This window comes from Arthrobacter sp. QXT-31 (assembly GCF_001969265.1).
Taxonomy (GTDB): domain Bacteria; phylum Actinomycetota; class Actinomycetes; order Actinomycetales; family Micrococcaceae; genus Arthrobacter.
Map to the genome: position 1 here is coordinate 4605849 of NZ_CP019304.1, position 12689 is coordinate 4618537.

Sequence of the window (12689 nt, forward strand, 5' to 3'; positions counted from 1 at the left end):
CTTTGCGGTGTGCTTTATGCCGGTGGCGGAGCGGGCGCCGATCCGAGGAGTTCCGCAAGGAACGGACCTGCCTCGCGGTGCCTGGCAAACAGCCCTCCGGTGAGCGCCTGGGTGCCGCGCAGCGGCTCCCGGGTGGGGACGCGCTGCAGCCGTCCGTAGCCGGGCACGTCGAAAATCACCGAGTCCCAGCTGGCCCCCACCACGTCCTTGCTGAAGCTGCTGACGCAGCGTCCGCGGAAGTAGGCCCGCGTGTCCGACGGCGGTTCCGTCACCGCCGCGGCGATGTCGGCGTCGTCCACGATCCGCTGCATCCGGTTCCGGGAGAGCAGACGGTAGTAGAGGCCCTTTTCGGGCCGGACGTCGGCCCACTGCAGATCCACCAGGCCCAGCCGGGCGTCATCCCACTGGAGCCCGTCGCGCTGGCGGTAGCCCTCCAGGATGGACAGCTTGGCCAGCCACTCCACGGACGTTGCGGCGGCGGCCCGGTCACTGTCGAGCTGGGTCAGGGTGGAGGCCCACCGCTCCAGCACGTCGTGCGTGTGGCCGTCGCCGTCGACCGCGTCCCCCACCCCGGTGTCCTGGGCGAGCTTGGCTGCGGCCTCGTGGTACATCCACTGCAGGTCCAGGGCCGTCACCCGGCGGCCGTCCAGGAGCCTGACCTTGGTGGTGAGCGTGGTGTCGTGGCTGATGGCCTGCAGTGCGGAAACAGGCTCGTGGACCTCGATCCGCGGCGCCAGACCCGCCTCGATCAGGCTCAGCACCATGGCGGTGGTCCCGAATTTCAGGTAGTTGGACACCTGGCTCAGGTTGGCATCGCCGATGATGACGTGCAGCCGCCGGTACTTGTCCGCTGTTGCATGCGGCTCGTCACGGGTGTTGATGATGGGGCGCCGGATGGTGGTTTCCAGCCCCACCTCCGCCTCGAAGAAGTCTGCCCGCTGGCTGATCTGGTAGCCGGGCCGGGAACTGTCCTGCCCAAGGCCCACGCGCCCGGAGCCGCAGATGATCTGCCGCGACACGAAGAACGGCGTCAGCCCGCGGACAATGTCGCCGAACGGCACGGACCGCGGCATGAGGTAGTTTTCATGCGACCCGTAGGACACTGACTTGTTGTCGGTGTTGTTCTTGTAGAGGTTGACGGCGGGCAGTTCAGTGTCGCCGGCCAGCCTGCGTACGGCGGCCAGGCCCACGAGGTCCCCGGCCGCGTCCCAGGCCACGGCCGCCGACGGGTTGGTGACCTCCGGGCTGGAGTACTCCGGGTGGGCGTGGTCCACGTAGAGCCGCGCCCCGTTGCCGAGGACCATGTTCATCAGCAGCGAGCCGGATTCGTCCTCGCCGTCCAGCTCGAGCTCGTCGCGGCCGTAGGCAAGGGCCACGGCCTCGGCGTCCAGCACCGGCGGCTGGTCCGTCAGCTGGCTCGGGTGGGCCTGGCCGCGTTCCAGTGTCCAGCCGCGGGCGTCATGCAGCGGCTCCTCGTCCGTGTAGTCCCAGCGGGTTTCGGCGCCGCCGGCAGCCCGGAGCCGGGTGACCTGGGCGTAGGCCTGGACCACCCGGGCGGACATCATCGTGGCATTGGCGCCCGGGGCGGCCGGCGCGTGAATCCCGTATTCGGTTTCCGACCCCATGACCCGCATGGCGCCGCCGGCCGGCAGGCCCCCTCCCAGCGCTGACTCGGAGGCGGCCGTCACAGGTACTGGCCCGTGCTGGGCATGGTCTCGATGGATTTGCCGGGCTCCTGGCCGGCCTTGCCCTGGACGATCGTGCGGATGTACGTGATGCGCTCACCCTTCTTGCCGGAGATCCGTGCCCAGTCATCCGGGTTGGTGGTGTTGGGCATGTCCTCATGCTCGCGGAACTCATCGACGACGGCGCGCAGCAGGTGGTCGATGCGCAGGCCCTTCTGCTGTGTGGTCAGGAGGTCCTTGATGGCGTACTTCTTGGCCCGGTCCACGACGTTCTGGACGACGGCCCCGGAGTTGAAGTCCTTGAAGTACAGCATCTCGGTGTCGCCGTTGGCGTAGGTGACTTCGAGGTACTCGTTGGACTTCTCGGTGGAGTACATGGCTTCCACCGTCCGCTGGATCATGGCGTCCATCGTCTCCTGCACATCGCCGTCGTGCTCCACCAGGTCGTCCTCGTGGAACGGCAGGTCCGGGGTGATGTACTTCTTGAAGATGTCCGCCGCGGCCTCGGCGTCGGGACGGTGGATCTTGACCTTCACGTCCAGGCGGCCCGGACGCAGGATGGCGGGGTCGATCATGTCCTCGCGGTTGGAGGCGCCGATGACAATCACGTTGTCCAGCCGCTCCACGCCGTCGATCTCACTCAGCAGCTGCGGCACAATCGTGGTTTCGACGTCGGAGGAGATGCCCGTGCCGCGGGTGCGGAAGAGCGAATCCATCTCGTCGAAGAAGACCACTACGGGGCTGCCGTCCGAGGCCTTTTCGCGTGCCCGGGAAAAGATCAGCCGGATATGCCGTTCGGTTTCGCCGACGTACTTGTCGAGGAGCTCGGGGCCCTTGATGTTGAGGAAGTAGCTCTTCAGGTCGATGTTGCCCGAGCGCTCCGCGGCGCGTGCGGCCAGGGAGTTGGCCACTGCCTTGGCGATGAGGGTCTTGCCGCAGCCCGGAGGGCCGTACAGCAGGATGCCCTTGGGGGCCTTGAGCCCGTGCTCGCGGTACAGGTCCGGATGCAGGAACGGCAGCTCGATGGCGTCCCGGATCTGTTCGATCTGCGGGCCGAGGCCGCCGATGTCCTCATACGTGATGTCCGGGACTTCCTCCAGGACGAGGTTCTCCACCTCGGACCGCGGGACCTTTTCGAGGGCATACCCGGTGCGGGAATCGATGGACAGGGCGTCGCCCACCCGGAGCTTCTCAGTCAGCAGCGGCCCGGCGAGCCGGATCACGCGTTCCTCGTCGGCGCGGCCGAGCACCAGTGCGCGGTCCGGGCCGAGCAGTTCCTTGAGCGTGACGAGCTCGCCCGCGCGCTCGTACCCGAGACCCGCCACCACCAGGAGCGCCTCATTGAGGAGGACCTCCTGGCCGACGGCCAGCTGGTTGATGTTGACAAGGGGGCTGATGCCGACCCGCATCTTGCGCCCGGCGTTGAAGATGTCCACCGATTCCTCGGTGGCCGCCTGGCCGCTGCCCGAAGGCTGCCGCCGGGGGTTCAGCTGGAGGATGGTGCCGAAGCTGTACGGCGGCTGCCCTTCCTGGTCCAGGGCGTTCTTCAGCCGGAGGATCTCGGCCTTGGCAGTTTCCAGCATCGCCACGAGCTTCGTGTTGTTCTGCGTGGCGGCTGCCAGTTGGCGGTCGATGTGCCTCAGCTTGTCCCGAAGGATATTGACCTGCCGGTCAGCGACAGACAGTTCGTTGGCGCCCGCCTGTTCAGCCGGCGTAGGTACGGAGTCATTGTTCTCCATGATGGATCAGCCCCTTCCTGCGCTTCTATTAAGACGATAGCTCCTAGTCGGCGCGGAAAGCTGACGACATCCGAAATACGGACTAGTTTGTGATCTCCGGGTCGTCTTTCACATTGGTGCCGGCAATGGCGTCCCGTGCGGCCCGGCGGAGCTTCTTGTCCGAGACCTGGCGTTCGCCCACCGCGCCCGGTGTCCAGGCGTTGACGTCCTCTTCGTTGAAATCGGTCTTGGACGGGCGCCGCTTAACCGAGATGCCGGTGACGCCGTCGGCGAGCCGCCGGGTGACCAGCAGGAAGCCGGTGTGTGCAACCATGCGGTGGTCCGGGCGCACTGCGAGGCCTTCGAGATGCCAGCCGCGGACCAGGGATTCCCAGGCGTCCGGTTCCGTGAAGCGGCCGTCGGCGCGGATGGCCTCCGCTGTGCGTGAGAGTTGGGTGACGGTGGCGACGTAGTTGATCCACACGCCGCCGGGGGCCAGGACCGTGGCCACGGCGTCGAGGCATTCCCACGGTGCGAGCATGTCGAGGACCACGCGGTCGATGGATCCGGGCTCTTCGGTGCGGACCACTTCGTCCTGGAAGTCGCCGAGCGAGATCTGCCAGGCCGGGTGCGGTCCCCCGAAGATGGTTTCCACGTTGCCGCGGGCAATGGCTGCGAATTCCTCGCGGCGCTCGAACGAGTGCAGGTAGCCCTGGTCCCCCACCGCGCGCAGCAGCGAAATGGAGAGCGCACCTGATCCGACGCCGGCCTCGACCACCCTGGCGCCGGGGAAGATGTCGGCCATCGTGACGATCTGGGCGGCATCCTTCGGGTAGACGACGGCCGCGCCGCGGGGCATGGACAGAACGAAGTCGGACAGCAGCGGGCGGAGGGTCTGGTACTGCTGCCCCACGTTGTTGACCACAACGGACCCGTCCACCTTGCCGATGATGTCGTCATGGTTGAGGAATCCGCGGTGGGTGTGGAAGGCCCCGCCCGCCTCGAGGCTGATGGTGTTCATGCGCCCGCGCTCGTCCGTCAGCTGAACCCGCTCGCCTTCGCGGAAGGGACCGCGCCGCCGGGCAGCGCCGACCGGCTGGTCCGCAGTTCCGGCGGCAGTGCCGGAGGAAAGGCCCGTGCTGGTTGCGTTGGCGGCAGATTCGCTGCTCATGACTGTGTCCTCGCTCCTGTGAAAGCTGTTTTCGGGTGCACCCTGGCGGTCCGGCAGGGCGCGGAGCACCGGCTGCCGATTTCATGACCGGCACGTAACTCTACCGGTTCCGGCCCGGCCGGCGCGTGTTTAGCGGGGCGCCTTGCCTGTTATGGCCGTCACCACGGTGGACTGCCGGAGCAGGCCGGTGACCCTGCCGTTGTGGTCAATCACCGCGTAGTCGTGTCCTTCGAGCTGCGCCAGGTACTGCAGCAGCTCCTGGCCCTTGGACCATTCCGGCACGTAGGCGCCGGCACCGAGCGGATACGCCACGGCCCGGGCTGGGGTGGATCCGGCGACGCCGGCAGGCACGGTGGCCAGGGCGGCCGGGTCCACCACGCTGCTGGGCCTGCCGTCCGGAGCGCAGAGCACGACGGCGGTCCGCCCTCCGGCTGCCTGAAGGATGTCGCTGACGCTGCCCATTTCGGAAAGGCCCACGGCGGGTTCAGCCAGCGCTGCGGCACTCACCAGATGCAGGCGGCCGCGCAGGCGGCCCTGCTGGATCGACGCCGAGGCGCCCATCCACAGGAACCCGCCGACCAGGATGGTGATGAGCAGCATGCTGGTGTCCGGGACGTTTCCGCTGAGCAACGGGCGGGCGACGAACCACAGGCCAAGGGCGATGACGATGATGCGCCCGCCCCAGCCCGCAGCGATGGTGCCTTTGGCATGGCTGCCGGTGGCCTTCCAGACTGCGGATTCCACCAGGCGGCCGCCGTCCAGCGGCAGGCCCGGCAGTACGTTGAAGATGCCGATCACGAGGTTCGCCCAGAAGAAGATGTTCAGGAGGGTGTCGGCCACGCCGGACAGTCCGCCCGCGGAGATCACCAGCCAGGCTGCCCCGGCGAGCACAAAGTTGGCGGCGGGGCCGGCCATGGCCACCAGCACCGACCGTCCGGGGGTGGCGGTGAAACTTTCAAACTGGGTGTGGCCGCCCCACAGGTTCAGCACGATTTTCTCGCTGGGCCAGCCGTAGATTTTGGCCGTCAGGGCGTGCGCGAGCTCATGGACAAGCACCGACAGCAGGAGCAGCAGTGCGTAGGCGAAGGCCACGTAGTACGCGCCGATGCCCAGGGACGGGGTGCCGTGCTGCAGGACCGGCCCGTAAACAATCACCGTGAAGGCGGCGATGATGAACCAGGAGTAGGCCAGGACAATGGGAATGCCTGCGATCCGGCCGAGCGGGATACCCTCCCGGCGGTTGTTCTGTGACTGCCGGTTCGGCGGCTGCCTGTCTGAGGTCTGCTGACCGGATCCCGCGGGATCAGACACGTTCCGGGCTCCTTAGTTGATGTTCTCGAAAGTTGCCGCCGGTTCGCCCGCCCCGAGGCGGAGCCTGACCAGGTCCTCCAGTTCGGCGACCGTGCGCTCCGCGAGGGAATCCCAGATGGCCCTGCGCGGATCGTCCGGCAGCGGCACGAGGTGCGGAACGGCCACGGTCACCGCGCCCGATGCCACGGCCGCGGCAACGCCCGGTGCCGAGTCCTCCAGCGCCACGCAGTGGTCGGCGGTGAGCCCGGGTTCCTGCTGTTTCAGCAGTTCCATGGCCTTGAGGTACGCCTCCGGGTGCGGCTTGCCCTTGGTTACGGTGTCGCCGGTAACGATGAACTCAAAGTAGGGACGGGGAAGGCTCGCCACAATCTCGCGGGCCAGTGGTGCCTCTGACATGGTCACAAGGGCACAACGGACGCCCGCGCTGAAAAGTTCGTCCAGCAGTTCCCGGGCGCCCGGACGCCACGGCACGTTCTCCCGGACGCGGCTGATGACCTGGGCAGTGAGGGTATCGATGATTTCGCGGATCTCCAGGCGCACGCCCGCGCGCTGGAGGATTCCGGCGGAATGGACAAGTGACTGCCCCACGAGCTGCATGGCCTGTTCGTGCGACCACGTCCCGCCGTAGGCCTCGACAAGCTTGTGTTCGGCTTCGATCCAGTACGGTTCCGTGTCGACGATGGTGCCGTCCATGTCCCATAAAACGGCTTTGAGCAAGGGCTGAGCGGCGGCAGATTCCATGCTTTCCACTCTACCGGGCCGCCCGGCGGTGCCCTTCCGCACGTCCCCGGCGTACGCCGTCGGCGAATATCCGCTCCCCCGCATGGCGGCGATGAAGGGTTTTGTTCGGAACTGCGGCGGTTCGCACTATGCAACAGCAACGCTTGTGGACGTAGGGTGAAGGGATGAACAGCTTCGACGGAGACACCAACGAACCGGGCACCGCGCCTGAGACGGAGCAGCTGCTGCAGCCTGTTCCGGAGGGCCAGCGTATAACTGTGATGCTGGCTGCGTTCGAGGGCTGGAATGACGCGGGGGAAGCCGCCAGTGATGCGCTCCGTTACCTCAATAAACTGTGGGGCGGGAAGAAGGTCGCGTCCATAGACGCCGACGAGTATTACGACTTCCAGTTCACCCGGCCCACGGTCCGCCGCACGGCATCCGGCGAACGCAAGATCAAGTGGCCGTCCACGCGGATCTACAAGGCCAGTGCTCCCGGCACCAACGTGGATGTGATTTTCATCCAGGGAACCGAGCCGTCCTACAAGTGGCGTGCCTATACGGCGGAACTGCTGGTCCACGCCGAGGCGCTGCACGTCGACTACGTGGTCCTGGTGGGCGCCCTGCTCGCGGATGTGCCGCATAGCCGCCCCATCCCCGTCAGCACGTCCACCGACGATGGTGCGCTGCGGGAGCGGCTGAACCTTGAAGCCTCGCAGTATGAAGGTCCCGTGGGGATCGTGGGCGTGCTGTCCGAGGTATCCCTGCTCGCCGGCATCCCCACCGTTTCGCTATGGGCGGCCGTGCCGCACTACGTGGCCCAGGCCCCGTCGCCCAAGGCGCAGCTGGCGCTCCTGCACCGGATCGAGGAACTGCTCCAGGTTCCACTGGACACGCACGAACTGGCCGAGGAGGCCGAGGCATGGGAGCGCGGCGTCAACGAACTGGCCACCGAGGATCCCGAAATCGCCGCCTATGTCAGGCAGCTGGAGGAAGCGAAAGACACGGCGGACCTGCCAGAGGCCAGCGGTGAATCCATTGCCCGCGAGTTTGAGCGCTACCTGAAGCGGCGCGGCAAGGACAAGCCTTAGCCGTTAGCGCCGCCGTTTCAACGGTTCCCTGCCCGCGCGACGTTGCGGAATGTCGTGCGGGCAGGAAACCGTCTGCGGGGTGTTAAAGTTCGACGCCGAGAAGTGCGTTGACTGCGTCGCGCACCAGGGTTCGGTCTGCTTCGGAGGTGGTGCTGCCGGCTGTGCCGCTAAGCGCGTCCTCAGCCCACCTGTCGACGGCGGCCAGCGCCGCGGGTGCGTCCAGATCGTCGGCCAGGGCCTCCCGCATCTGTGAAACCAGTTCCGTAGCCGTTCCAGCGGGTGCCGCGGCGAGGGCGGAACGCCACCGTTCGAGGCGCGCCTTGGCCTGCTCGAAGCCTTCGGCGGTCCATGACCAGTCGGAGCGGTAGTGGTGCGCCAGGATGGCCAGGCGGATGGCGGCCGGCTCTTCGCCGGCAGCGCGCAACTGGGAGACCAGAACCAGGTTGCCCTTGGACTTGGACATCTTTTCGCCGTCCAGTCCCACCATGCCGGCGTGGGCGAAGTGTTCGGCAAGCGGAACGCCGGAGAGCGAGTAGGCGTGTCCGGCACCCATCTCGTGGTGCGGGAAGACCAGGTCCGAGCCCCCGCCCTGCACGGTGAAGGGGGCGGGCAGGTACTTCTGGGCGATGACCGTGCACTCGATGTGCCAGCCGGGGCGGCCCTCCCCCAGCTCGCCGCCGGGCCAGCTGGGCTCACCGTCACGCGCCACGCGCCACAGCAGCGGGTCGAGGGCCTGGCGCTTGCCTGCCCGGCCGGGGTCGCCGCCCCGTTCGGCAAACAGTTCCAGCATCTCGGCTTCCGGCAGCCCGGAGATCGCTCCCAAGGTCCAGGCGTCGACGCCGACGGCGTGCTTGCCGGCGGCTTCGACGTCGTAATAAACGTCTCCGTCCGGCTCGCCTGCGGTGCCGTTGACCCGGTACGCCAGCCCCTGGTGGAGGAGCCGTTCAATCGCGGGCACGATCAGCGGCATGGCTTCGACGGCGCCCACGTAGTGGTCGGGGGCGATGACGTTGAGGGCTTCCATGTCGGTGCGGAAAAGTTCGATTTGGCTTTCTGCCAGCTCCCGCCAGTCAACGCCCGTGGCCTCGGCGCGCTCCAGCAGCGGGTCATCGACGTCGGTGACGTTCTGGACGTACGCAACCTTCTGGCCGCCGTCGCGCCAGGCACGGTTCAGCAGGTCGAACGCGACATAGCTGGCGGCATGGCCCATATGGGTCGCGTCATACGGGGTGATCCCGCAGACATACATCGACTTGTTGCCGTCGGCGTTGAGGGCTACGGCGCGGTCTTCGGTGGTGTCAAACAGCCGGAGCGCGGGCATTTCCCCGGGCAGGACAGGCACGGGGCGGGAGATCCAGGACTTCACAGACCAAGCCTAGTGCTAGGCGCTGATGACATTGAAACCGAGTAGCAGGTACAGGGCAAGGCCCAGGAAGATGCGGTACCAGACGAACAGCCGGTAGCTGCGCGTCGAGATGAACTTCAGGAACCAGCCGATGATGACGTATCCGATGACGAACGCGATGGCCGTTGCCAGGGCCGTCTCCCCCAGGCCGTAGGGGCCGCTGACCCCGTCCTTGGTTGCCACTTTGAACAGCTGGTAGAGGCCGCTGCCGAAGACTGCGGGGATGGCCAGCAGAAAGGAGTAGCGGGCGGCGGCCTCGCGGGTGTAGCCCATGAGGAGCCCGGCGGTGATGGTGCCGCCGGAGCGTGAAACACCCGGAATCAGTGCCATGGCCTGGGCGAAGCCGTAGAGAATGCCGTGCTTGTAGGTGAGCCTGGAAAGGTCCCGGTCCTGTTTGCCGACGGCGTCGGCCACGGCGAGGATCAGGCCGAAGACGATAAGCATCGTGGCCACGATCCACAGGCTGCGGAGGACGGATTCGATCTGGTCCTGGAACAGCAGGCCCAGGACGATGATGGGCAGGCTGCCCAGGATCACCAGCCAGCCCATGCGGGCGTCCGGGTCCTCGCGCGGGACCCGTCCGGTCAGTGAGCCGAACCAGGCCTTCACGATCCGGACGATGTCGCGCCAGAAGTAGACAATGACGGCGGTCTCCGTGCCGAGCTGCGTGATGGCAGTAAAGGCAGCACCGGGGTCCGCCGCATTAGGCAGGAAGGAGCCCACAATCCGGAGGTGGGCGCTTGATGAAATAGGTAGGAATTCGGTCAGTCCCTGCACAAGACCCAGCAGGGCCGCTTCAATCCAGTTCACGCTAACGACCCTACGTCATGGTGGGGGTGGTTTCCCCGTAAGCTAGCTGCTATGCAGCAGCGTTACATTGGCAACAGCGGCCTACGCGCCTCCTCCCTCTCCCTTGGCACCATGTCCTGGTCCCGCGAAACGGACGAGCAGGATGCCTCGGAGCTGCTGCGCACCTTCGTGGACGCCGGCGGGACCCTCGTGGACACCGCGGCCTCGTACGCTGACGGCCAGGCGGAAGCCATGCTCGGGTCGATGCTGGGCGACGTCGTCTCCCGCACGGAAGTGGTCATCTCCACTAAAGCCGGGGTGACGCCGTCGGACGGGCGGCAGCGCGTGGACGCATCACGGAACGCCATGCTGTCCGGCCTCGATGCAAGCCTCGCCCGGCTCGGCACCGACTACGTGGACCTCTGGCTCGCCCAGGCGTGGGACCCCAACGTGCCGCTCGAGGAGACGTTGTCCGCCCTTGACTTCGCAGTCCGCAGTGGACGGGCCCGCTATGCGGGAATCGCCAACTACAACGGCTGGCAGACCGCCAAAGCCGCCGCACTCGCCGGGTTTCCCCTCGTGGCCAACCAGTCCGAGTATTCGCTGCTGCGCCGCAGGCCGGAGGCCGAGCTGGTGCCGGCCATCGAAGACGCCGGCCTCGGGCTCATGGCGTGGGCGCCGCTGGGCCGCGGCGTCCTCACCGGCAAGTACCGCGGCCATGTGCCCTCCGATTCCCGGGCAGCCGGCACGCGGCTGGCCACGTACGTGGAGGCCTACCTTGAGCAGCCCTCGTCGCAGGTGGTGGAAGCTGTTGCCATGGCGGCCCGCGGACTCGGGCGGTCTTCCCTCGATGTCGCGCTGAGCTGGCTGCTGTCGCGGCATGGTGTGGCGACGGCCATCGTGGGCGCGCGCACTCCCGTCCAGCTGAAGGAAATCCTGGACGCCCAGCTCACGCCGCTGCCGGCTGAGATTGCCCGCGCCCTCGAGGATGTCTCCAGCACGCAGGTCTAGCCAAGCTACTCCTCGACGATCTCCAGATCCTCGTCGTCCGCTTCTTCGTCCTCGTCTTCGTCTTCTTCGTCATCGAAAACCTGGAGCGGCGTCACTTCGTTGTAGGCCTCATAGAGGGCGTCCTCATAGACTTCGAAGGCATCGGCCACTGCAAAAAATGCCGACTCCACTGAGGGGTCACCATCCCCGCGGCGGGCTGAGGCGGCTGCAAGGTGTTCTTCCAAGGCGGCGGTCAAGGACTGAAGCGCGACACGCGGATCGATGCTCATGCCTTCACGTTAGCGGGAAAAGGACGAAAATGGAGAGCAATGAAGGAACATTTTCTGACCAGCTCAGTCCTGCGGGAACGGGATTATGCACGGCAATACGAGTACCTCGTATTGACCGTTGGCCCTGACGATTCCCTGCCCGAAGCCCGGCGCCGGCTCGTGGAGCACTCCGAGTACGGCAAGTGGGAACTCGAGCGCAGCAGGCTGTATGTGGGCGGCGGCAGGCGCTTCTGGCTTCGCCGCCGCGTCACCCAGGTGCAGCGCACAGTCTAGGCCGCTCCGGCCCGGCGGGCGCGCACCGTGATGGTGTGCGCCCGCATCCCCGCTGTCCGGCTAATGCCCGGTTGAGCCCCGGTCTTCGAGCGGCCCCAGCCAGGCGTTGGCCACGGTGTTGTGCGCCGACTCGTCGTCCGAGGGGTGGAACATCCCGGCCAGGACGTCTCGGTACAGGCGCTCGAGCTCGGATCCCCTGAAGTAGCTGGAGCCGCCGGAGATCCGGATGGCGAGGTCCACCACCGTCCGGGCGGTTTCAGTCGCCCGCAGCTTGACGCCCACGAGCTTGGGAAACCACTGGCTGCCGTGGTCCGCCAAAGTGTCCACGTCCCTGGCCACCAGCGAAAGCTGGGGGTACAGGGCATCCATGGCAAGGGCAGCCTCGGCCACCTTCCAGCGGATATCCGGGTCCTGGGCGAGGCTCCGGCCCCCGTTCTTGAACGATGTCCGGCGCTTGGCGGCTTCCACGGCGAGCACGAGGGCGCGTTCCCCGATGCCGGCGTAGACGGCGGCCAGCAGGGTCTCAAAACACGCGAAGATCGCGAAGATCAGCGGATCCGCGTTGGGCCCCACCGGCAGCTTCCGGAAGATGCGTTCCCGCGGAACATTGGCGCCTTCCAGGACAGTGGTGTTCGACTGGCTGGCGCGCATGCCCAGGGTGTTCCAGTCCTCCAGGGTCCGGTAGCCGGCAGTGTCCCGCCGGATGAAGCCGTGCACCAGCTCGCCTTCACCGTCGCGTGCGGCAGCGTCCTTGCCGAAAATGCCCAGGCGGGTCCACGCCGGGGAAAGGCTCGTGAAGATCTTGGTGCCCTTGAATGAGTAGCTGCCGTCAGGCAGGGGGGTTGCCTCCGTCAGTGAGTCGAAAAGAACGGAGTCGTTTCCGGCCTCTGAGTTGCCGAACGCGAAGATCTCCCCCGCGGCCGCCTCCTGCAGCACGTAGTCCAGGGACGTGTCGCCGCGGTCTGCCAGGACGCGCGCCACCCCTGTCCAGACCAGATGCATGTTGACGGCCAGCGCGGTGGCCGGGGCCGCCGTCGCCAACCGCCGCTGACAGCGGACCGCGGCTTCCAGGCCAAGGCCCGCCCCGCCGTCGGACTCCGGCACGAAAAGCAACAGGTACCCGGCGGCGGAAAGTTCCTCAAGATCCTCGGTGAAAAAGCTGTTTTGCTCGTCGTACTCCGCAGCCCTCCCCCTGAGCCGCTCGAGCAGGCTGTCGGGCAGCAGCTGTTCGGGATCCACGGTGGGC

The 12689-nt window shown here is 66.9% G+C and carries 12 protein-coding genes; 3 read left to right on the top strand and 9 right to left on the bottom strand.

The window, feature by feature from the left end; translation table 11 throughout:
• Nucleotides 1-14: 14 nt before the first annotated feature.
• The 5 genes from dop to BWQ92_RS21075 form a co-directional block, all read right to left on the bottom strand.
• Nucleotides 15-1634 carry a depupylase/deamidase Dop gene (gene dop / locus BWQ92_RS21055; protein ID WP_157365326.1) on the bottom strand — a complete coding sequence of 540 codons (1620 nt, stop codon included), beginning with the start codon at nt 1632-1634 and terminating at the stop codon, nt 15-17.
• Nucleotides 1635-1684: 50 nt separating this feature from the next.
• Nucleotides 1685-3424: a proteasome ATPase gene (arc, locus tag BWQ92_RS21060; RefSeq protein ID WP_076802939.1), complete on the bottom strand. Its 1740-nt coding sequence runs from the start codon at nt 3422-3424 to the stop codon at nt 1685-1687.
• Nucleotides 3425-3506: 82 nt separating this feature from the next.
• Nucleotides 3507-4574, bottom strand: coding sequence for a tRNA (adenine-N1)-methyltransferase (locus tag BWQ92_RS21065; protein ID WP_076803878.1), 1068 nt, complete (start codon nt 4572-4574; stop codon nt 3507-3509).
• A 129-nt stretch (nt 4575-4703) separates the two neighbouring features.
• The gene (locus BWQ92_RS21070; RefSeq protein WP_076802941.1) at nt 4704-5885 is read right to left on the bottom strand and encodes a site-2 protease family protein; all 1182 of its coding nucleotides are present in this window, start codon (nt 5883-5885) and stop codon (nt 4704-4706) included.
• 12 nt (nt 5886-5897) lie between these two features.
• Nucleotides 5898-6626 carry an HAD family hydrolase gene (locus BWQ92_RS21075; protein WP_172804320.1) on the bottom strand — a complete coding sequence of 243 codons (729 nt, stop codon included), beginning with the start codon at nt 6624-6626 and terminating at the stop codon, nt 5898-5900.
• A 164-nt stretch (nt 6627-6790) separates the two neighbouring features.
• Between BWQ92_RS21075 and BWQ92_RS21080 the strand changes: the two genes are divergently transcribed.
• Entirely contained in the window at nt 6791-7696 is a 906-nt protein-coding gene (locus tag BWQ92_RS21080; protein ID WP_003802259.1) for a PAC2 family protein, read from the top strand.
• An 82-nt stretch (nt 7697-7778) separates the two neighbouring features.
• On the opposite strand, the gene mshC is transcribed toward BWQ92_RS21080, so the two are convergent.
• Complete coding sequence (mshC, locus tag BWQ92_RS21085) at nt 7779-9062, bottom strand: cysteine--1-D-myo-inosityl 2-amino-2-deoxy-alpha-D-glucopyranoside ligase (RefSeq protein ID WP_076802945.1); 1284 nt, start codon at nt 9060-9062, stop codon at nt 7779-7781.
• A 15-nt stretch (nt 9063-9077) separates the two neighbouring features.
• Nucleotides 9078-9911 (bottom strand): undecaprenyl-diphosphate phosphatase, encoded by an 834-nt coding sequence (locus tag BWQ92_RS21090; protein WP_076802947.1) that lies wholly within the window; start codon nt 9909-9911, stop codon nt 9078-9080.
• Nucleotides 9912-9962: 51 nt separating this feature from the next.
• Between BWQ92_RS21090 and BWQ92_RS21095 the strand changes: the two genes are divergently transcribed.
• On the top strand, nt 9963-10901 hold the full coding sequence (locus BWQ92_RS21095) for an aldo/keto reductase (protein ID WP_076802949.1): 939 nt from the start codon (nt 9963-9965) through the stop codon (nt 10899-10901).
• Nucleotides 10902-10906: 5 nt separating this feature from the next.
• Here the strand turns inward: BWQ92_RS21095 and BWQ92_RS21100 are convergent, their stop codons facing one another.
• Nucleotides 10907-11170, bottom strand: a complete 264-nt coding sequence (locus tag BWQ92_RS21100) for a hypothetical protein (protein WP_076802951.1) — start codon at nt 11168-11170, stop codon at nt 10907-10909.
• Between the two features lie 39 nt (nt 11171-11209).
• Here BWQ92_RS21100 and BWQ92_RS21105 point away from each other — a divergent pair, with 39 nt between their 5' ends.
• Nucleotides 11210-11443 (top strand): DUF5703 family protein, encoded by a 234-nt coding sequence (locus tag BWQ92_RS21105; RefSeq protein WP_003802269.1) that lies wholly within the window; start codon nt 11210-11212, stop codon nt 11441-11443.
• Nucleotides 11444-11503: 60 nt separating this feature from the next.
• Here BWQ92_RS21105 and BWQ92_RS21110 read toward each other — a convergent pair whose 3' ends face one another.
• A complete protein-coding gene (locus tag BWQ92_RS21110; RefSeq protein WP_076802953.1) occupies nt 11504-12682 on the bottom strand; it encodes an acyl-CoA dehydrogenase family protein in 1179 nt (392 codons plus the stop codon).
• Nucleotides 12683-12689: the final 7 nt, after the last annotated feature.